The organism is Paenibacillus sp. FSL H7-0737 (genome assembly GCF_000758545.1).
In the GTDB taxonomy this organism is placed as follows: Bacteria; Bacillota; Bacilli; order Paenibacillales; family Paenibacillaceae; genus Paenibacillus_AQ.
Genome location: NZ_CP009279.1, coordinates 4515905 through 4537735, shown reverse-complemented (window position 1 = coordinate 4537735; position 21831 = coordinate 4515905). Strand labels below are relative to the sequence as shown.

Here is a 21831-nt window from a genome sequence, read left to right as displayed (position 1 = left end):
AACTTAGCAGACCCATCCTTGATAGGATGTGGTCTTTTTTTTGCCTCAAAAATTTCTTATAAAAAGAAACTTATCGATCCAATGATCGTCTATAATAATGGGATATTTAGGTAATGGAGGGTAGGCACAAATAAAAAGTGATGTTCATTAATGGTGAGAAGTCGCATAAACAGAAAGGGTAATTCATTCAAATGAAAAATAAACAGAGCACTCATCCACCTGCTTCATTTGCTTTAAGTAGAATCGAGAAAAAGAAAGTGAAAAAGAATAAAATCAGCAAGAAAATGAAGATTTGGTATTTTTCGATCGCTACCTTACTTCTTGTTGGGCTAGGATCCTTTATTTTCCGTAAAGAACTAATGATTTTTGGGTTTAATAATGTTGTAGCACCCACTATTGAACACACCCTTGAAGAGTCCTATGTGCCGTTGGAAGACACTGAAGAATCTGGAATACAAGCAACGACGGAAAATAAAGACCGTCCTTTCTCTATCCTTCTACTAGGCACCGATCAGCGTGGCAAAGAAAACGGACTATCTGATTCTATTATTTATACAGTTATTCGACCTGTAGACCATAAAGCACTGCTCGTCTCCATTCCCCGTGATTCATATACTGAAATTATTGGAGCAGAAAATATCAAAGGAGCACGAAAAGAAACCAAGATTAATGCAGCGCATTCCTACGGTGGTCCTCAGATGAGTGTGGATACCGTTAAGAATCTACTGAACACACCTATTGATTACTATGCTACTATTAATTTTAATGGGCTTGTGGGTGTTACAGATGCTCTTGGAGGAGTGGTGCTTCCAATCACCAAGGTGATAGAGAATAAGAGCCCCGATCATGAGAAACTAAGAATTGAGCCGAACAAAGCGATCTATTCCGGTAAGGAAGCTTTAATGTATGTAAGATATCGGGAAGATTCTGATTTTAAGCGAACAGAGAGACAACGGATTTTCCTAAAAGCAGCGCTTGATCGGATGAAAAGAATAGATAATATTCTTAATATACAGAACATTATTGAAATTGCTGGCAGTAACTTTAAAACCAATATGAAGTCAGATTTTATTTTGGATTTGGCTAAGAAGGTAATTCTTGAAGGTGGAACCCCTGAAATAACGAGTCATATGCTCCAAGGGGAAGGAAAACATACGGATCAATGGTATTATATACTCGATGAAAATGATGTAAAGCGTACCCATGATATGATTGAGATTTGGCTGAATCCAGAATCTACTGAGGCTGATCTAATAACTGCTTCTAAGGATGATGCTGCATAATATTTTTGCTATTCTATTTTATATTCACACGGAGGTTAGCTTCTATGGCAGTAAAATCAAAGGAGCAAATGATACTCGAATTTAAGTCTCTTATTCCATTCGTGAAATCATTAGAAGAGGTGCCAGATAAACATTGGGATAAGCCCATAGCTACTGGTAAATGGACCGTGAAGGATATTCTCTGTCACCTCATGCTCTGGGATAAATATTTCTATGAAGGTGCTATTAAGAAGATTATTTTGAAAGAACCACTAACAACGAAACATTTGGATTTTAACGAATTTAATGCTAACGCGATTGAGTATGCCAAATTGTTATCCAAGCAAACCTTGATTGAACAATTTGTGCTCTACAGATCTAGAATTTTAGATGCAGTCTCTGGATTATCGGATGAAGAATGTGATTTGGAATATAAGGATGGAGACCGCAAGAAGTTCAGTGTTCGCAAGTATATGAGAAGTTTTATACCACATGATAAGCATCATAAAAAACAGATTGAACAATTTCTAAAATACATACAGCAAGGTTGAAAGCTTGCCTTTTATGGTTTAAGCTTTAGCGCGATTCTGAACCAATTTCATGGATTGGCGAATAAGTATTGGGCCGAACATGCTGCCGGCTGAGGCGGCTATAAAGGAATGTAAGGGAAACCTAATGGCAAAGTAAATGACCGTTCCAGCTACAAAGTCAATAAGAATGAATTTCTTGATCTCGGATAGTGGGATTGTGACGAATACAAATGATTCTTTATTTTTCAAGTGGTTGACCTCCTATTTGATAACGCAGCATATAAATCCACTGTTCATTCTATTTTGAGAACAAGATGTCCCATTCGAAATATTTAGACTAACGGCATAGAAGAGTAAAGGGTGAAGACTCGAATGGATAATCAGGATCATCAAAAAGAGCGGAAACCGCTATTATATATACAGACAGCAAATCATGTTATGGAAGAAATAAGGAAGAGAAGGCTTCAGTCACATGATCTTGTCCCATCTGAAGGGGAAATTGCGAAGTTGTACGGTGTCAGTCGCATGACGGCGAAGCTTGCTCTGCAGATCTTGGAGAAAAAAGGGATCGTTTATCGCCATGCCCGTCGTGGGACATTCATATCCGCTGATTACCAGCATACACATTCCGGTGAACAGATGCTGGAGAAGGTGATCGAGGAGAAGAAACCGATACGAAGGATTGCATTGGTGATTCCTAATATGGATGATTATATTGGTAGAATAATTACTTCCGTCGAAAAAGAAGCGCGTGAAGCGAATTGTCATTTACTCATTCGAATGACTGGGGACAAAGAAGACGAAAGCATATGCTTGCAAGAGCTGTACGATGATCAAGTGGAGGGTATTATTTTATATCCGCGTGGGAGTACGCAGTGCAGTGAGAAAGTATTGGAGCTTAGTCTATTAAACTACCCTCTAGTTATCATTGATCGTATCTTTCGAGAGTTGCAGATTGACTGTGTCTACCATGATCATTACCAAGGGGCTTATAAAACCACCCAGTATTTGATTGAGAAAGGCCATCAGGAAATCGGATATCTTTCAATGGCATTTGATGGTGTGACGAGCAGGGAAGACCGGTATAGAGGTTATCTTCAAGCTATGCTGGATCATGATCTGCCGGTAAACAGCCGTAAAATTTACTTGAGCTGCTCAGAAGATTATATGCATCAGTTGAATGCTCCGAATGTGCAGTTGGCGTCGTTTTTAGGTAATAATTCCGCTTTAACGGCAGTCGTATGTGCAGACGACTATATCGCTGCATCATGCTTGTATACGGCAATCTCCATGCAAATATTGGTTCCGGATCATTTGTCTATCATAGGGTTTACCGACATTCAATTGGCAAGCTTGCTGCCGGTTCCATTAACTACAGCAAGACAAGCTACAGAGAAACTCGGACAAGCAGCTGTCCAGCGAGTTGTTAAACGGATGGATAATTCACGTGAAGGGGCGCTAACGATTAAGATTGATACCACCATCGTCGAGCGAAGCTCCGTTAGACCCAACGTTATTAAATAATTCGCTTGTAAATTAACTTTTGAGGCTCTTTCCCCACATTTTTGTGGAGGGAAGAGTTTTTTTTATATCAGTGATATAAAATTGCGACATTGTATTTTTCATATTATTTAATGTTATTATTTCGGACTATTTGGTTGTATAGATCAGTGACATATAATAATCTGAAAATAGATCGTTGGAAATTCCAGTTTTCTATAAGCCATAATCTAACGGAAGCAGGTCGGGAAAATGAATAACACTAAGAAGGTCCATGTTGTATTTAAAACGCATTTGGATATTGGGTTCACGAATTTGGCTGCGCATGTATTAAGACAATACATGGAAGAGTATATTCCGAAAGCGATCGCTTTGGCCGATACATTAGAGGCTGAAGGAGGCCGCGCGCAATTTGTATGGACGACTGGATCCTGGCTAATTCGTTATTATTTGGATCGCGCACCTGCTTCGGAAAGAGAAGCGATGGAGAAGGCAATTCGTAAAGGACATATAGTGTGGCATGGGTTACCGTTCACTACACATACAGAGCTTATGGATAAGGAGCTTTTCCAATACGGGCTAACGATCAGCCAAGAGCTTGATAAACAATTTGGAAAACAAACGATAGCCGCCAAAATGACGGATGTGCCAGGTCATACCCTGTCCATGGTTCCGTATATGCAGAAAGCAGGCATTCAGTATATGCATCTCGGAGTTAACCCAGCATCTATGCGTCCTGATGTACCAAAGCTGTTTCGCTGGCAGGTAGAGGATGGCAGCGAATTAATTGTGAACTATGCCGGAAGCTACGGAGAGCCGGTTGAGATTGAAGGGATCGACGATATATTGCTATTTGCGCATACAGGTGACAATTGTGGGCCGCCAAGTGCTGAGGAAATCGAAGAGCAGTTCCGTGAAATCCAAGAACGATACCCTGACGCTGAGATTATAGCGTCTTCACTAGATGCATTTGCAAGAAGTCTTATGCAAGTTCGCGAGCAGCTTCCTGTGGTTAGTGAAGAAATCGGTGATACTTGGATTCATGGTGCAGGGACAGATCCATTAAAACTTGCCAAGCTTCGCGAGCTTCAACGTTTGAGAAGCAAATGGCTGTCCGAAGGAAGCTTAGACGAGCATAGTACTGCCTATAAAGGGATGAGCGATGCTATGTTGATGGTAGCAGAGCATACATGGGGTTTAGACGTAAAGAAATGGCTTCCTGACTTTCGAAACTATGCGAAAAAAGATTTCAATGATGCTAGAATCAAGGACGAGATTGATGTAGACGATATTCCTGCGAAATTCAATTATATTGGTGCATTCGCTATGGATGAATTCGATAAACATTCTAGTGGTTTATTTGCCTCAGAACAGAGCGTCCGAAAGTATTCGATGATCGAACGTTCTTGGGCGGAGCAACGAGGCTATCTGGATCAGGCAGTCGTATGCCTGGATAAAGATAAACAAGCGGAGGCAAAGGAAGCGTTCGGTAGGCTAGAGCCTACGAGGAAAGATTGTTCCGCTGATGCTGAGCAGGTTAGTGTCCAAGAGGTGTACGCGGTTGAAGGTTACAAACTGACCTTTGGCGTGAATGGCTCACTTGTTCATTTATCGGACGCTAATGAGAAAGTATGGGTAGACGAAAGCCATCCGTTCGGCGTTTACGCCTATGAGACGTTTGGAACGGAGGACTACGCCAGATACTTCCGTACCTATATGCAAAATTTAAGCTTCACCCATCCATGGTCTGATGCCGACTTTAATAAGCCTGGCTTTGAATTCGTTCGACCATTACCTAGCCATCAGCTATATGAGCCCATCGTGACTGATATGAAGCGAGTAAACGGCAAACGGTTCTTGCTACGTTTACGCATGCCGGTACAAGCCTATGAATTATATGGTGCGCCGAAGGAACTTGAATTAGTGTATGATTTTGAGCATGAAGGTACGGTTGACGTATCACTGCAATGGTTCGGAAAAGAAGCGAACCGCCTTCCAGAAGCAAGCTGGTTCGGTTGTGCATTGAATGTCGATAATCCAAATCTTTGGATGATGGATAAGATGGGCTTGCCAGTCTCACCTTTGCGTGTAGTGAAGGACGGGAATCGTAATCTTCATGCCATTGGACGTGGCGTTAGTTATCAGGGGGCAGATGGGAGCGCCTTTATCGAAACCATGGATGCTGCTTTGGCTGCACCGGGTCAAAAAAGACTGCTACAATTTGATAATTCTTTTGTTTCTCTAGATAAAGGATGGCATTTTAATTTGCACAACAATATCTGGGGTACCAATTTCCCTATGTGGTACGGTGAAGATGCAGTATTTCGTTTTCGTCTAAATTTACAATCGAACCGTAAGTAAAATAATAGATGTACTTGTGACTGAAATGCACCCCTTAGAATAAACATTGGAAAACCCTCTGGGTCCGATGTCTTTCTATGAGGTGCATTTTTGCTCAGTTTCTGCAACTGATAAGATCTCAATGTTAAAAAGACAAATTTCCACTTGGAAAATTTGGTTTTCATAGATGATATCCCATATTCCGCCGATTTCTTCTACCGCATTCTTTACGCTTTTTAGACCGATACCATGAAAATGCTTGTCTCGTTTTGTTGTGGCTAATTCCCCGAAATGATTCATACGTATTGAATGCTGATATGGATTCTGTATTCTGATAAATAAAGTACCCTTATGATAATGAAGTTGGAATTTAATATAGGGCTGAGTCACACCTGGATGCTTGCATGCTTCTATGGCATTATCAAGGGTGTTCCCTAGAATAATGCTAAATGCATAAGCATCAAGGTCAAGCTGAGGTGGAATCTTAATATCCGTTTGAAAGGAAATACCCAGCTTTTTGGCAAATTGCGACTTGTAATTAATGATAGAGTCGATTAGGATGGAGCCGGTATTACTTTCACCTGAAGAGAGTTCTATTACTCCAAGAAGCTTATCCACATCATTCAGTCCGGCTTCTTTTTCCCCAGCTTGTAATTGAGACCTCAGGCCGAGCAAGATATTCCTGAAATCATGTTGAAACGTAAAGACTTCTTGCTGCCTTTCTTTCGTGAGCAGATACTGGTTCATATAGTAGGTGTTCTGCTGTTCCAACAAGTAGTTTTTATTCTGTGCCGATTGTATGGTTAATACACGATCACACAAAAGAATGATCAGGAAGTTGATTAACAGCAATCCTCCGGACAAAGTCGGATACAACGCCGGATATTCCCGCAATGACAGCTCGCCCGATAATTTTGCAATACTGAGGATGCTGATAAACGGAAAGCAGAACAGCCCGATCCAATACCAACTGCTTAGACTACCCTCGCCAAAAGCTTTGGTAAACCGAAGCGTGATCTGTACCAGTATAAACATCAGAATCTTCGACAAAAACAAGGTAAAGATGTATCCGCTTGTCGTATACACAGGTGCAGTAGCTGCATCTGAAAGAATAATCAGTGCGACTATAAATAAAGCAGCACCAATTCGCCATTGTATTTTTCCTTTATACAAAAAGGACAAGAGAACGATCCCCACTATATTAAGCCCTAGCATCCATAAGCCGGGGAGTGGGCTGTAATGAAGGAGGAGTACGAAAATATAATAAGCAGTGTATACGGAATAAAGGATTACTTTGGATTCCCAAAGCCGTGGGAAACAATGATCATAGAAATAATGAATGATAAATGGGAGAGCTGCCAGTGTGAGGGCATAGAACAGTTCATCCAGTAGAATATTATTCAAGCAGACTCCCCCTGAATTGCAAATAACTCTTTTTCACTACGGTGCTTTGCTTATCGCTAATCGGAAGTTCTTCCCCACTCGTTAATACAATTTTTTTGCCCTGAATTTGTTTTATGTAATCGAAATTCACAAGATACGATTGATGAATCCGCACAAACTGCTTCGAAGGTAGCTTTCCTTCTTCTATAGATAAAGTACTGTAATATTCCGTTTGATCTTCCGTTGTTTGCAAAATGATTTTTCGGCGATCACTTGCCAAGTACATAATATTACGGATTGGAATAAGTAGTTTAGTTCCACTTTGGTGTACAGGCAGTAATTTTGGTTGATTTTGCTGACGCTTGACCTTTATTTGCTGAATCATAGAGATTAGTTTTTTTTCAAAAGACTCGTTATGTATAGGCTTCTTTATAAAACCAGAAGGTTGAACGTCAAATAGTTGAACATGATACTCTTCGTGGCTCGATACGTAAATCAACCGAACCCTATCATTATCACAATCTCTCCGTAATATATGACCCGCTGTTATTCCGCTTATTCCCTTCATTTCTATATCCATAAAAATAAGATCAAATGGACAACCATGTTGAATGGCTTTCGTGAAGCTTTCACCAGAATAGAATATGGATACCTCTATCTTTACGGTCTGCTGAATGGGATGGTTAAGGATCAATCTCTCAATATATTCTGTTGCCTTGAAATCATCATCACAAATAGCAATATGTATCATGTGAAATTCCCCTCCTGTGTTATAAATAATAATACATTATATGGGAGTATAATCAACCTTTATCCTTTTAGGGATCACTTGGAAGCGGCGAAAGTTACATTTATTCCCGTGTTTTTTACCATTGCGATTAGTAATTCTAGTAAACATGCTAATTTAATATCAATTAGTAGCAAACGGTATGGAGGAGTTGAAAAATGAATACAACAATCTTTGAAGCTGAGGGATTAACTAAACAGTACGGCAGTGCAAATGCGCTTCATAATATAAATATGCAGATTAAACAGGGTGATATCTATGGCTTTGTAGGTGAGAATGGAGCAGGTAAAACCACACTCATGAAAATAATTAGTGGATTAGTTTACCCTACAAAAGGGACTTTCCAATTGATGGGTAAAAGTAGTGAGAAGGACATCGCACGAGTCAGAAAAAAAATGGGGGTTTTAATAGAGCTACCTGCCCTCTACCCCCATATGAATGCTGAAGAGAATTTAAGCTTTTATTGTAAGATTCATGGTATTTCGGATTTCAAGAGAATTAAAGATGTGCTGAATTTAGTGGGACTAACGGATGTTGAAAACAAAAATACAACGGAATATTCTCTGGGCATGCGTCAACGCTTAGGGCTGGCGATTTCCCTTCTCAATGAACCGGAATTTTTAGTGTTGGATGAACCGATTAATGGACTTGATCCTACAGGAATTGTAGAGATGAGAAAATTATTGGCTAAGCTGGCACATGAAAAAGGGGTTACCATCTTGATTTCCAGCCATATCTTGAGTGAGCTCCAATTGTTAGCTACCAAATTCGGGTTTATTCATAAAGGGCAGTTCATTAAGGAAGTCTCTGTGGAAGAACTCTTGCAATCAGCCGAAGCACAAATTTGTATTAAGACCGTTGAAATAGCTGCAGCAATAAACGTGCTTAAGAACGATCTTAATATTCATTCGATCACATTGTCAGAAGCCGGAGAAATATTGGTTCCCAAGGATTTGACAGATCTTGAACAGTTAATGTCAACGTTAATTAGAAATGGAATTCCACTTGAAGGAATCAACCTTTCCACAGCAAATCTTGAGCATTATTATATGGATCTGATAGGAGAATGAGCAATGAGGGATTTTCTGAAAGCTGAGTCTTACTTTATAAGAAGGGATATCATGTTTAAGGGAATTTCTCTTCTGTTCCTTATAGCAAGTCTGGTACTAGCAATCTGGATTGGCGGTAAAGGTGGTTTTGAAATCGGTAATCTCGCGGAACCCTTAACGATTGTGACACCTTTATCTTTATTTTTTTATTTTATTATTCCAGTTTACGTATGTTTTTTTGCAACCGAAGGATTTGAATATGGATCTATCAAAGTTATCCTGGCTTCCGGACAAAGTAGGTTTATCTATATCACGGGGAAATACCTTTCTGTTTTTAAAATTATTATATGGTGGATTTTACAATTTACAGTAGTGTTTTATCTCGCTTATATGATAGCTGCTTTGATAATTGGGACTGACATCGGTAATCGTAATTTTTCTGCTGACTTGATTCAAGTTTCCCGTGTACTGGGATTAAATATCCTTTATTTATCAGCTTATGCTGCTCTAATCATTATGGTAGGTATTCTTATTAAAAGAACGGCTTCAGCGGTGGTTGTAACTTTTCTAATTATATTCGGAGACTTCATGATATCCGGTTATTTCCGTGATGCTTCCTCCGCATTGTTAAGGGCGATTTCAGACCATGCTTTAACGACTCAGGTTATGAAGTTTTCCGGAATCTACGTCGTTAATTCACAACATATAGTCCTAACCGGAGCAAAGAGCTTTATGGAAGTGGTGTTGATTCCTGTGATTATCATAGCTATTAGTTTGTCTGTCACCTATATTTCGTTTGGAAAAAGAGATATACACGCGTAGATAAAGGAGGAATTGAAATGGACAGGGGTAATAGATCACCAAAAACGATCGTTATTGTAGGTGCGTTGCTAGCTATTGTAGTTTTTGTTGTTCTTTTTGTTGGTATTGAGATGGGATGAGGCTAGTCTCAGTATATGTCGCGGGGAGTTATGTGAAATGAAATACAATGTAGTATGGATCAGCATTAAAGAGTTATTTCATCCTTACCGTAAAAACATTTGGATAATCAGTATTGTTATGTTGGTGACTTCTATAGGGAGCTTTTTGACTCCTTGGTTTACCAAGCAACTTATTGACATTGGTATTCTAGGTTTGGATTTTTATCGAGTTATTCAATACGTAGGACTAATTTTTTTAATATTCCTTATCCAACAATTACTTGGTATTTTTCAATTCTATTACTATAAGGAAATAAGTGTGAGAATACCATATGACTTGAATAAGAAAGCTTGTAAACATGTGTTATCCGTACGCACGAAATTTTTTAAAGACAGAAATTTCTCAGTAGTGATGTCTGAGCTTTTTCAAGATATCGCCAACATATCGTCTTTGACAGACACGCAATTTTTAACATCTTTCGTTAATCTATTTAAAGTTTTCGCCGGCTTAACAGCATTGTTTTATATTAACTGGAAATTAACTCTAGTTATGCTCGCTACAATTCCAGTCAAAATGCTAATTAGCAGTTTTTTATATAAAAAGCAAGTAAAGGTATATGAAATCATTATGCACTTGCAATCAAATTTCTCAGAATGGTTAGGGGATGCAATTAGTGGCATTGAAGCGATAAAAGTATGGGGGATTACTGGAAAACGACTAGCGAAACTGAAAGTGAATCTGGATGGAAGTAAAAATGCTAAATCCAAGTTAATGCGTTATGGATTTATTGATAGTATATCGGGTTCGTTTATGACGACATTGTTTACTTGTGGTCTTTACTTGTACGGTGCTTGGTTAATCCAAAAAGATGAAATCACCATTGGCGGTCTGGTATCCTTCATTTCGTACTCATCATTGGTATTTGAACCAATTACTATCATATCGTATTTGATTACGCAATTATCCAGCGTGAAGCCAGCTTTTGAGCGGTTTTTAAAATTTCTAAATACCGATGCTGAAATTGATAAACCGGAAGCGAAGGAATTATTAGAATCAATATCTATCAATGATCTGAAATTCGAAAACGTATCCTTGGTATATGAGAATGAAAAAGCTCTGGATCAAGTAAATTTCACCATTCAAAAAGGTGAGAAAGTAGCGATTATTGGTTTGAACGGCAGCGGCAAATCATCCGTTGTAAATCTGCTGCTAAGATTCTATGAGCCTACTGAAGGCAGCATCAAAATAAACGATAAAGATGTGAAAGAGTATACTTTTGAATCCTATCGCTCAATATGGAGCTTGATGGCTCAAAACAATTATCTTTTCAATGATACTGTGGCGAACAATATCAACATTTCTGAAGAGCTTACACTTACTGAGATATTGGAAAGCTGCAAACAGTCAGGGGCATATTCATTTATCCAAGACCTACCCGAAAAAATGGACACTCGAATTGGTTATAATGGCGCTAAACTATCGGGTGGACAAAAACAAAAAATAGCACTTGCCCGAACATTAGCACGTAAGGATACAAAAATTCTGCTATTGGATGAAGCAACCTCAAGCTATGACTATTATTCGGAGCAGGTTTTTAACGAGGAACTGTTATCTTCAGATCGTTATATGATGACTATCATTATCACGCATCGACCGGAAGTGTTAAAGAGATTAGATAAGATCATTTATTTAAATGGTGGCAAGGTTCTTGGGATAGGTACTTTTGATGAGTTGTATACATCTCAGGAGAGTTTTAGAGATATGATTACTAGTACGCAAAGGGAGGAAACCCCGGATGCCTTTTATTCCTTTTCAAACGAGAGCGAATCTACATTACGTCTATGACATGAATAGAAACAGTATTTATAAAATCAAACAGAATCAGTATGAAGCGTTAAGTCATATTTCTGAAGGCAGTTATGAGGAAGCTGATGTAAATGTGCTTAAAGATTTTCAAAAGAGAGGGCTTTTAGCTGAATCTCCGATTCTACAAATTGAGCATCCGGCAAGTCAAATGTTGGAGTACCAGTTAGAGCGCTGTGTTAACTCAATCACTTTTCAAATGTCTCAAAATTGCAACTTGCGTTGTGGTTACTGTCCTTACTCAAGCAATGAAATTTATAATAATCGTTCACATTCTGCTCTGAATATAACCTGGGATACTCTGCAGCAAGGGATTGATTTCCTTGTAGCCCATTCTAAAGACGTGGACCACTTGCATGTAGCTTTTTATGGTGGGGAGCCTTTGATTGAAAAAAAACTCATCATAGATACTATGAAATATACACAGGAAAAAGTCAGCGGCAAAGAAATTTCCTTTGGTATGACTACTAATGGCACACTTCTGGATGATAGTTTTGCAAGGGAAGTTCGTGATTTTAACATATCCATTATGATTAGCCTGGATGGACCGAAGGATGTTCATAATGAAAATAGGACGTTTGTAAATGGACGTGGTTCCTATGAGATTGTATATCGTAATGTTGTACATATTCGAGATAACTATCCTGATCTATATCAAAAACTGAAGTTCAATACAGTTATTAGTCCAGATGGTAAGTTTGAAGAGATCTTTGATTATTTTAGAGCGGGAGAAGGAGTTAGTGACCTCTCTAAAGTTAACTTTAATACACTATCCATGAACTATACAGAGACGGAATTCGTATATGGTGAGGCTTATTTTGAAGAACGGAATTACGAAGCTTTGAAGGCATATCTATTGCTGCTAGGAAAAGTAAAAGAAGAGCCTGTGGCCTATCATAAACGTGATATTGAAACCATTTATAGCTACAAAGAGTTTCTTTCGCCAATCAATGAGACCCCGAAAATTGCTCATCCTAGCGGGACTTGTATACCAGGCTTGAAAAAACTTTTTGTAGATGTAAACGGTAACTTATTTCCTTGTGAGCGTATAGATGAAAATTCTTCACTAATGAAAATGGGAAATCTTCAGGATGGTTTTGATATTAAAAAGGTTCGAGAAATTTTGAATGTTGGAGCAGTTACGGAACAACACTGTAAAGAATGCTGGGCCTTTCATTGCTGCTCTATATGCCCCGCTGCAGCGGATAATGGAAAGGATGAACATTATTCAGAAAGCTATAAGCTTAGCAAATGCAACAGGGTTAAAGCGTCGGCATTAGAGAATTTGAAGAACTTTACGATGATGAGGGAATTTAAATATCAGTTTAAAAGAGAGGATATTTCACTGTGAAGAAAAAACTGGCGGTTTACCCTTTTCACAAAGGTCTGATACCTTTATTGCTAACAGAAAGTGAGCTTCAGAATTTCGAGCTGATGTATGCCGTAGTTCCAAAAGGCTGGGAGTCATTCGATGAAGTGGACGACACTAAAAAGGCTTTAATATGTGATGAAGAGAGCTTTTATTTAAATGATCTGATTAACTCAGTTGATGTACTGTTATTATGTAAGCCTCAATTTCAAGTTGATGAATCAGGTTACTGCCGGTTAACTTCTCTTGCAGAAGAGAAGGGAAAGCATATTATGTACGTGTCTGAATTAAAAACTGTATTAAACCAATCAACCATAGAGGGTTGGGAGTGTCTGGATCTAGAGCATCCTTCTATATCGAAACAGAATGCATTAGCGAGTATCGACGTCCCAGTTATTTTAATTATGGGGATGGGGGAAAACTGCGGAAAATGGAATTTGCAGCTTAAACTAAGTGAAAACTTTCGCAATTCGGGATATAAGATGAGTTTGATTTCCAGCAATGCACTATCTAGATTATGGGGATACCATACAATCCCAGACATTATAGACGGCAATGATCTAACGTTTTCAGAACAGGTCGAGAGTATTAATGCCTATATTAAATATATAGAACAAGCTGAGAATCCAGATGTCATTATTATTGGAGTTCCAGGAAGCATTCTTAAGTATAGCACTTCAGTTCCCAATGGATATGGGTATATACCTTTCCTAATCAGTAATGCAGTCACACCAGATATCACAATATTAAGTTTGTATAACGGAAATTACGAAGAATCCCATTTGAAAGAAATGAAGTCCACTTGTTTATATAAATATGGCGTTAATATTGATTACTATCATATTTCTGAGAATGTTTGTTTATATAATCCAGAAGCAAGACAACTAGAATACTATTCTGTAGATTATCGAGACTCAATGGAAAACAATTCCTATTCTCAAGAGGGGATGTATACTTTTAATCTTTCTAATTCTACAAGTCAGGAAGAGGCTTTTAGAAGAATTATAAGTGAGCTGCAAAATAATATTCCGATGATTTAAAGGAGGGGAAGGAGTTGTTGTATCTAAACGAACAGGTTATAGAAGAAACAGTCAAAAATTATGTCAAAGAATTCGATAGAACGACCAATCTATTAGGTGTAACTTCTGTTAGAAATATCATTTATATTTTAACAGATCTCGAGAACGAACTTGGATTCCAAATCAATGATTCTTTTGTCCGTGAAATCAAAGACTTAACTGTAGAAAAACTTATTGAAGTTATACCGAAACATCTAAAGTAGTGGCATAGAAATTTCGCTCTATCATTCTCAATGCTGACATAAGAGATGTATTCAAAACAGACCCTATGACAAACTGAAAGGAGGGGACTAAACAATGGAACTGAATAAAAATGCTTCTCAACAAGTAGCTCCTATGGTCTCTACATTTGCAGCTTGCTGGTGTATGTGCCTATGCCTTATTTTTACAGAAAAAAGACATAGTGACCAATTAGATGCTTTGAATGCAGTTAAAAATTAGTGGATTTATGCATCATTAATGAGATCCTGTTTTTGATGAAGTTTTATTAGAAAATTGGCTGTTTTGGATACATCCTTTATGTCAGCATTTAAACTCTAATCTAAAATCTCCGGCAACCATATTGCCAGGAGATTTTTTTTGTTCAGGGCTTGTTTTTGATTGGGCTGATATCGGAAGAGTACTGAAAGTCACAGAGGATTATTTTAATTATCGATATAATGAAAGCGTTATCTTTTTATTGCGGTTTACTTAAATTAAAAGGAGATAAGCTATGAGAGTGAGCAAAGTTTCTTTTAACCAGCTTGTGTTTATTTGTTTAGGGATTCAATACATGTTAATGCATTTGTTCTCTGCAGGCGAGGCGATTATCATCACATCCATAGAGCTTGTTATATACATGATTTTTACCGTTGTTGGCCTTGTAGGATTTTTTATGCGGAGCAGAAAAGTGGATAGTGAGGCTATTTCCGGATTGGTCGCATTATTCTTCAGTGTATTATGGATGGTATCTTTATTCTCGCAATTTAAGAAAGAAAGCTACCCAGATGCTTTAACGGTAATTAATTCGCTTGGCGTAGCTACTGCCTTACTTGTGCTTCTGGCTGAGTTCATCATTATAGCTAAGGCCTAGCGTAAACACGAACAAAAAAACAAGACAGGTCTATTAAGACTTGTCTTGTTTTTTATGCATTCCCAGAAATGAAAGCTCACCCTGTACATTCCGCTTAAATTCATATTCTGAATCATGCTTCGTATGATGGAATCTTGTTTCCGAGATTGGATAAAAGGGAGTGACTTCTACATCATTCCAGACAAAATAGTAAGCTTGCCCACTACGCTCCACGCTCGCTTTGCAGCCATATCCCTCATAGGTTCCCATATAAGAAGCATAAATACTATCATCAAGCGGGTAGGCTTGCGGAGAGATCGGCACCCTTACAGGTTCACCGAAGACTAATCCAGCTAGCGATTCCGTTAACTTAGTGACGGGTACGCAATCATAATTAGTCAACATGATTACGCTTGTTTGATCTTCAGGGTATCTATGCAGTTCACTTCGGAAGCCGCGATAGGCACCGCCGTGATACATTCTTTTTCGATCAAAACGTTCGTCCAAGAACCAACCAAATCGATATTTGAGGTTACTGGAATGAAAAGCCATCTCTAGGGTGTTATGAGACACTAATTGATCGGAGTATAAGGCTTGATCCCACAGGAAAAGATCGGCAGCGGTCGAATACATCCCGCCAGCAGATAAGATAGAACTCATATCTATGTATTCCCCCTGAGTATACTCTCCCCAAGAAGAATGATAAGGTGAGGCTAATTTTTGAATAATCTGCTGATTGTTATAAACTCCTGTATTTACCATGCCCAGAGGCTGTAATATAAAAGTAGTGATATAATCTTCAAATGTCATCCCTGTAATCTTCTCAATAATCATCCCTAGCAAATAATAACCTGAGTTGTTATAGGCAAATGAAGTGCCAGGCATAAATGCAGGGGGTTGACTCACAAATAGCTTTACCATCTCCTGTGGAGTCAGCTTTAGCTTATTTAATTTTTGATTATATTCGGGTATGGAAGTGTAGTTGGCTATACCAGAGGTATGTCCCAGCAGGTGAAGGATGGTAATCCCTTCTAGTGCATGTGCATCCTGCTGAGGGAGATATTTTAGGATTGTATCTTCCAGTCTGAGACGTTTTTGTTCTTTTAGCATCAGGATAGCCATGCCAGTGAATGATTTGGTAAGTGACCAGATCCGGAATTTGGTATCTAAAGTGTTCGGGACCTGATGTTCAAGATTCGCATATCCGTACGCTTTATGTAACTTGATTTCTCCACGCTGAGCTATTAAGACTGTGCCACTTAATGGCCAGCTTTGTTCGTATTTATCTAAATAGTGCTCCAGACGCTGGAATTGTGTATCCACAGGTAACCCCTCCTTAAAGGCATATTCTAACATAATAATAAATTCAGTTGAAGCGGAGAGAAATCGATGAGATATGATTGTTTGATTATTGATGATGAAATTGAACTTGCGGAGACCACCTGCGAATATTTTAATTTGTTTGATGTTCAAACCGCATTTGTTACGAGCGCCGATGCCTGTCGGAGCTTTTTGAGTGAGCATCAGGTGTCGATGTTACTCCTAGATATTAATTTAGGTGGTGAATCCGGCTTCCAGTTATGCAAAGAACTGCGTCAGACGACCGGGATTCCCATCCTGTTTATTAGTGCCCGCTCCAGTGAGGATGATGTATTAATTGCGCTAGATATCGGGGGAGATGATTATATTCATAAGCCGTATACCCTGAGAGTGCTGCTGGCAAAAGTAAAGGCGGTGCTTAAACGGTACAACAACGAAGTTGTAGCCGAGTCCTCCCTTCTTGAATCCGGACCCATACAGATTGATCCCGAACTCAGAAGGGCAAGTCTTAACGGCGTACCCCTCAAGCTGAAAACAATGGAATATAAATTGCTAAAGTTTTTGATCCAGCATAAAAATCGGGTAATCCCTAAAGAGGAGCTATTTGCAGGGGTATGGGGAGATGTTTTTGCGGGAGATGGCACCTTAAATGTACATATCCGTCATCTTCGTGAGAAGATTGAGCAGAATCCTAACGATCCACAGTACATCCGCACCGTATGGGGCATCGGTTATGCTTTTGAGGATAAATAGTGATGACTAAAAAATTGCTACTGGCGCTAATGCTCACTATACTCGCTGCAAGTATAACTCTCTTATTGCTGATATTTAATTTGAAAGTGGAGACCTCAACAGACCGAGTGGCGATCAATACCATTGTTAAGCTTACAGAGCAGCATTGGGATAAGCTTGAGCCGAAACTGTACAAGGAAAGTCCTTATGATTTCGCCATTATTGATACTTCTGGTGAACTTAAATATCAGACTGAAAATGCGATTTCCGTTAGCGTTAACGAAGCTATCAATAATCGGGATACCTTAGTTGATGTTGTTGTTCGGGATCAGCTGGTGGGTAAAGTAATTATTAATAATGATTACCGTACGATTTTTATACATATGAAACAACAATTTATACAAGTTTCTGTTGCGATGCTGCTTTTGCTTACAATTCTAGGCATCCTCTATATTTGGTTCCTGAATAGATCCATTCTTCGTCCGTTTCGCAAAATGCAGCTATTCGCAAACCATATCGCAAGAGGCGATCTTGAAGTGCCTCTGGAGATGGATCGTAATCATCTATTTGGTGCTTTTACCGAAAGCTTCGATATGATGCGGGAAGAGCTAGCGGCGGCTAGGCACAGTGAATATTTAGCGAACAAGAGTAAGAAGGAGCTGGTTGCTAGTCTCAGTCATGATATTAAGACACCCGTCGCTTCGATGAAGGCGATTACGGAACTGATGTTATTAAGCGCAAGAGATGAGAAGACAAGCAGACAGCTAAATACCTTGTATTCCAAAGCGGATCAGATTGATCGTCTGGTCACAGACATGTTCCATTCCACCTTGGAGGAACTGAATGAACTAAACGTCAGCTTAACGGAGGAGAATAGTCACCTCCTGACCCAAATTATAAATAATGTGAACTTCTACGAACGGATTTCAGCTGCATCTGTGCCAGACTGCATCATTATGGTGGATCCCTTACGGCTGCAGCAGGTCATCGATAATGTGGTGAACAATTCCTATAAGTATGCCTACGCCGGTACACCCATCGATATTCAATTCGAGATTAGGGATCATTATCTGGAGATTGATGTTCTGGATTATGGTCCGGGTATCCCTGAGGAGGAATTGCCTTTAATATTCAATAAATTCTTTAGGGGCAGTCTGGCCGTGAGCCAGAACGGTGCAGGTCTAGGTCTGTACATTTCTCGTTATATGATGCAAAAAATGCAGGGCGACATTGTATGCTCCAATCGGGAGGATGGATTTACTGTAAAGCTGCTGATTCCTTTAGCAGGATAGAATTAAGAATTCGCTAAGGATTGCACAAAGACATGTTAAGAACATTTAACGTACGATTAGGTTGCAATTACGAATGAGTCTGTAATTGCAGCCATTATATTGTGCGTAGAGCTAGGGTTACTATTAGCGTAATTAATGAGCATGAACGTAAATGGAGTGTTCAACATGAACGAAGTGAATAATAAAGTATTGATGCAGACCCATAAGCTTGGAAAAACCTTTTCCCATGGAGGAACTCAGCAGCATGTATTAAAAAATCTAGATCTGACCTTATATCATGGTGATTTCACGATTATCATGGGCAGCTCTGGTTCTGGTAAATCAACACTGCTGTATGCCATTTCGGGAATGGATAAACCAACGCTTGGAGAGGTCTTGTTTGAAGGTCAAGATATTACGGCGATGAGTAATGATCAGCTGGCGATATTCCGGCGGAAGAATTGTGGATTTGTGTTTCAGCAGATCCATCTGCTCGATTCAATGAGTGTGCTCGACAATGTATTATCAAGTGCTTTTCTTGTCCAAAAGGATAGAGCTGGGGCTGTGGAAAAAGCCAAAAAGCTGCTCTTAGATGTAGGCCTGGATGACACAATCTGGGGTAAGTTTCCAGCGCAAATCTCAGGAGGAGAAGCTCAGCGTGCCGGAATTATCCGGGCCCTGATCAACAGTCCAAAAGCGGTCTTTGCGGATGAGCCGACTGGAGCGTTAAATAGCTCAGCAGGAATAGGGGTACTGCGTGTCCTAACCGAGGTAAATAAGCAGGGGCAAAGCATAATTATGGTAACCCATGATCTCAAAACTGCGCTGCGTGGTAATCGGATCTTGTATCTGCAGGATGGGGTAGTCATCGGAGATTTGCGCCTTTCCCCTTATAGCGAAGATAGTGGACCTGAACGGCAGCAGCAATTACAGTCCTTTCTGACCGAATTGGGGTGGTAGGGATGAGAAGCTTAATAGGAAAGCTTGCTTGGTCCAATATTCGTAAAAGAAAAAGTGCAACGATTACGCTCTTCGTATTGATTATGATTGCTGCGCTGCTGCTGAACATTGGCCTCACGGTCAGCTTGAAGCTTAATTCTTTTCAGCAAGAAAAAATATCGAAGCTAAATACACCTGATATCACCGCTTATTTTCCTTTAAATGAGAATGTGAAGAATTATGAATCTCTGGTGGATAGCTATCCTTATACTGAAACATGGGAGAATGAGGCGGCGCTTCTGCTACCTGATGTAAAGATAAACTACGGGGGAAACAATACAGCTATTGCTTTCTTGATTCTTAATAAGGATTCGCAGCGCTCTATGGGACTATTTAATACCACTTCTCGGTTGGAACCTGCGGATCAAAATACAATTTATTTGCCGTATATCTTTCACGGAGGCTCAGGGTATAACCTTGGGGATACGATCTCGTTTGAATACGATAACAACAAATTTACTTATACCATCGGTGGATTTACTGAGGAACCCCTTTTTGGGACATTGACGAATGGGGCTTTGAAAATATTTTTAAACGATGAAGGTTATAAGCAATTAGAGGAACGGCTTGGGAAAGAAGTTCAATTTAATTTTTTATCTGTACAATTAAACGAACGGGCGAAAGAAGTCAAGCTGGAGCAAAAGTTGAGTGAACAGATTTTTGGATCTGGAAATACAAGTTCATTTTTAGTCATGCGAACTGATGTGGGGCTCGAAGGTAACCGCGTTTTTGTGAATATTTTAGCCGCTATTCTGATTGTATTTGCATTGATTATGGTTGTAATCTCGTTGATTGTGATCAGGTTTCAGATCTTCGGGAATATTGAGGATAATCTAACCAACATCGGTGTTTTGAAAGCGAACGGTTATACGTCAAGGCAGATCATATCCTCATTTCTGTTACAGTTCGTCTCAGTGTCTATAATGGCCTCCATACCGGGAAGTTTGATTTCTGTTCTAGTCATGCCCTTAGTAGGTAATATGATTTCGTCTTCGGTTGGACTGTTGTGGCCGACAACTTTTGAATTATTAAGTGCTTTGTTGAGTTTGCTTATCGTTACGGTGCTGATTCTCTTAGTTGCCTACCTGTCTAGTAGAAAGATTCGAAGGATTACTCCGATAGCAGCTCTTCAGAGCGGGCTTCTTACCCACAATTTTAAGAAAAATCATTTTCCGCTAGCGAGCACTTCATTGAATTTGCAATTCGCCTTAAGTCTGAAGTCTTTATTTAGACAGACCAAGCAGAATTTTATGATCGTGCTGATCGTTGCAGGGTTGACCTTTTCGAGTATATTTTGCTCCATCCTTAATTTTAACTTTAAAGGGGATACTTCAGCCGTTTTAGATTTAGTGGGTCTAGAACGTACCAATTTGCAACTTGATCTAAAAAAAGCTGATCATGATCCAATGATATTTGCAGAAGTAGAGGCCATGCCTGAGGTTCAGAAGATCTCCATATTGGAAGGTAGAGTAGCTTCTATAGATGATTCCAGTTTTATGATCCGTGTATCTGATGATTATGCCAAGCTGGAGACGCAGACGGTCTATAAAGGTAGGCAGCCCATTTTTGATAATGAAATTGCGATATCCGGTGTAATTGCAAAAATGAAAAATAAATCGATTGGGGACGAGATTCCAGTTACGTTTAATGGGTTAACCCAAAATTATTTGGTGACTGGTCTTAGCCAGCAGATTAATCAGTTAGGTATGGTTGCTACCATAACAGAAGATGGAATGAGAAAATTGCAGCCGAATTATTCCGTCCAGTCCATTAATGTATACTTAAAGGAAGGGGAAGATCCTCAAGTCTTCATTCAAAAGCTTGAAGAACGTCTCCCTGGACAATGGGTCGTAACGAACATTTTAGACATGTTAGAAAGCACGCTTAGTACATTCACTTCAGCAGTAACTTCTATGACAGCAGTCATTACCGCGGTCACAATTATAGTGGTTAGTTTAATTTTGTATTTGGTGATTAAGACGTTGATTATGAAACGTAAGCGGGAATTCGGTATTCTTAAAGGTATCGGATATACAACCTTTAATCTGATGACACAGATTACGTTCAGTCTTTTTCCGGTGATTGTAGTTGGAGTATTATTGGGGAGTTTAGCAGGTTATTTTTTCTCGGATTCAGCGTTTGTATTATTGCTTTCAAGTCTAGGCATTTATAACGTTCAGCTGGCGGTTAGTCTGCCTCAAGTGCTTCTACTCTGTGCTGTCATTCTAGTGGTTGCTTATGTGGTATCCATGTTAGTTGCAAGACGGATTCGGAAGGTCAGTGTATATGATTTAATTATGGACTAAGCGCTTGAACAAGAAACAACGAGCTGGAGGTAGGCCATACCTGTATTAATAGGTTTCGCAGCCACTCCA

20 protein-coding genes are annotated in these 21831 nt (G+C 39.3%); 16 read left to right on the top strand and 4 right to left on the bottom strand.

What is annotated here, in order from left to right; all coding sequences use genetic code 11:
* The first annotated feature begins 191 nt into the window (after positions 1-191).
* Together H70737_RS19910 and H70737_RS19905 are read left to right on the top strand one after the other, a co-directional pair.
* Positions 192-1283, top strand: a complete 1092-nt coding sequence (locus H70737_RS19910; protein WP_052404360.1) for an LCP family protein — start codon at positions 192-194, stop codon at positions 1281-1283.
* Positions 1284-1327: 44 nt separating this feature from the next.
* The gene (locus tag H70737_RS19905; protein WP_042189967.1) at positions 1328-1813 is read left to right on the top strand and encodes a DinB family protein; all 486 of its coding nucleotides are present in this window, start codon (positions 1328-1330) and stop codon (positions 1811-1813) included.
* Between the two features lie 18 nt (positions 1814-1831).
* On the opposite strand, the gene H70737_RS19900 is transcribed toward H70737_RS19905, so the two are convergent.
* Positions 1832-2041 (bottom strand): hypothetical protein, encoded by a 210-nt coding sequence (locus tag H70737_RS19900; protein ID WP_042189964.1) that lies wholly within the window; start codon positions 2039-2041, stop codon positions 1832-1834.
* Positions 2042-2164: 123 nt separating this feature from the next.
* Here H70737_RS19900 and H70737_RS19895 point away from each other — a divergent pair, with 123 nt between their 5' ends.
* Together H70737_RS19895 and H70737_RS19890 are read left to right on the top strand one after the other, a co-directional pair.
* On the top strand, positions 2165-3316 hold the full coding sequence (locus H70737_RS19895; RefSeq protein WP_042189961.1) for a substrate-binding domain-containing protein: 1152 nt from the start codon (positions 2165-2167) through the stop codon (positions 3314-3316).
* Between the two features lie 228 nt (positions 3317-3544).
* The gene (locus tag H70737_RS19890; RefSeq protein WP_042189960.1) at positions 3545-5653 is read left to right on the top strand and encodes a DUF5054 domain-containing protein; all 2109 of its coding nucleotides are present in this window, start codon (positions 3545-3547) and stop codon (positions 5651-5653) included.
* A gap of 75 nt (positions 5654-5728) precedes the next feature.
* Here H70737_RS19890 and H70737_RS19885 read toward each other — a convergent pair whose 3' ends face one another.
* On the bottom strand, positions 5729-7036 hold the full coding sequence (locus tag H70737_RS19885) for an ATP-binding protein (RefSeq protein ID WP_042189958.1): 1308 nt from the start codon (positions 7034-7036) through the stop codon (positions 5729-5731).
* Positions 7029-7766 carry a LytR/AlgR family response regulator transcription factor gene (locus H70737_RS29895; RefSeq protein ID WP_052404359.1) on the bottom strand — a complete coding sequence of 246 codons (738 nt, stop codon included), beginning with the start codon at positions 7764-7766 and terminating at the stop codon, positions 7029-7031. Before H70737_RS29895 ends, H70737_RS19885 begins: the two co-directional genes overlap by 8 nt.
* 194 nt (positions 7767-7960) lie before the next feature.
* Between H70737_RS29895 and H70737_RS19875 the strand changes: the two genes are divergently transcribed.
* The 8 genes from H70737_RS19875 (at position 7961) to H70737_RS19845 (ending at position 15155) form a co-directional block, all read left to right on the top strand.
* Positions 7961-8872 carry an ABC transporter ATP-binding protein gene (locus H70737_RS19875; RefSeq protein ID WP_042189956.1) on the top strand — a complete coding sequence of 304 codons (912 nt, stop codon included), beginning with the start codon at positions 7961-7963 and terminating at the stop codon, positions 8870-8872.
* A 3-nt stretch (positions 8873-8875) separates the two neighbouring features.
* Positions 8876-9673 carry an ABC transporter permease gene (locus H70737_RS19870; RefSeq protein ID WP_042189954.1) on the top strand — a complete coding sequence of 266 codons (798 nt, stop codon included), beginning with the start codon at positions 8876-8878 and terminating at the stop codon, positions 9671-9673.
* Between the two features lie 156 nt (positions 9674-9829).
* Positions 9830-11617, top strand: a complete 1788-nt coding sequence (locus H70737_RS19865) for an ABC transporter ATP-binding protein (protein WP_042189952.1) — start codon at positions 9830-9832, stop codon at positions 11615-11617.
* Positions 11568-12986 (top strand): radical SAM/SPASM domain-containing protein, encoded by a 1419-nt coding sequence (locus H70737_RS19860; protein ID WP_042189950.1) that lies wholly within the window; start codon positions 11568-11570, stop codon positions 12984-12986. Before H70737_RS19865 ends, H70737_RS19860 begins: the two co-directional genes overlap by 50 nt.
* The gene (locus H70737_RS19855; protein WP_042189948.1) at positions 12983-14044 is read left to right on the top strand and encodes a TIGR04066 family peptide maturation system protein; all 1062 of its coding nucleotides are present in this window, start codon (positions 12983-12985) and stop codon (positions 14042-14044) included. The genes H70737_RS19860 and H70737_RS19855 overlap by 4 nt, the downstream gene beginning before the upstream one ends.
* Positions 14045-14058: 14 nt before the next feature.
* Positions 14059-14286, top strand: coding sequence for a hypothetical protein (locus H70737_RS19850; protein ID WP_042189946.1), 228 nt, complete (start codon positions 14059-14061; stop codon positions 14284-14286).
* A gap of 94 nt (positions 14287-14380) precedes the next feature.
* Positions 14381-14524, top strand: coding sequence for a hypothetical protein (locus tag H70737_RS30800; RefSeq protein WP_156113154.1), 144 nt, complete (start codon positions 14381-14383; stop codon positions 14522-14524).
* Positions 14525-14795: 271 nt separating this feature from the next.
* A complete protein-coding gene (locus H70737_RS19845) occupies positions 14796-15155 on the top strand; it encodes a hypothetical protein (RefSeq protein ID WP_042189944.1) in 360 nt (119 codons plus the stop codon).
* A gap of 33 nt (positions 15156-15188) precedes the next feature.
* On the opposite strand, the gene H70737_RS19840 is transcribed toward H70737_RS19845, so the two are convergent.
* A complete protein-coding gene (locus tag H70737_RS19840) occupies positions 15189-16457 on the bottom strand; it encodes a serine hydrolase domain-containing protein (protein WP_052404358.1) in 1269 nt (422 codons plus the stop codon).
* Between the two features lie 66 nt (positions 16458-16523).
* On the opposite strand from H70737_RS19840, the gene H70737_RS19835 reads away from it, so the two are divergent.
* The 4 genes from H70737_RS19835 to H70737_RS19820 all read left to right on the top strand — a co-directional run bounded on the left by H70737_RS19835 (position 16524) and on the right by H70737_RS19820 (position 21762).
* Positions 16524-17207: a response regulator transcription factor gene (locus H70737_RS19835; protein WP_042189943.1), complete on the top strand. Its 684-nt coding sequence runs from the start codon at positions 16524-16526 to the stop codon at positions 17205-17207.
* A gap of 2 nt (positions 17208-17209) precedes the next feature.
* Entirely contained in the window at positions 17210-18478 is a 1269-nt protein-coding gene (locus H70737_RS19830) for a HAMP domain-containing sensor histidine kinase (protein WP_042189941.1), read from the top strand.
* A gap of 165 nt (positions 18479-18643) precedes the next feature.
* Positions 18644-19417 (top strand): ABC transporter ATP-binding protein, encoded by a 774-nt coding sequence (locus H70737_RS19825; protein ID WP_042189939.1) that lies wholly within the window; start codon positions 18644-18646, stop codon positions 19415-19417.
* Between the two features lie 2 nt (positions 19418-19419).
* The gene (locus tag H70737_RS19820) at positions 19420-21762 is read left to right on the top strand and encodes an ABC transporter permease (protein WP_042189937.1); all 2343 of its coding nucleotides are present in this window, start codon (positions 19420-19422) and stop codon (positions 21760-21762) included.
* The last annotated feature ends 69 nt before the right edge of the window (positions 21763-21831 follow it).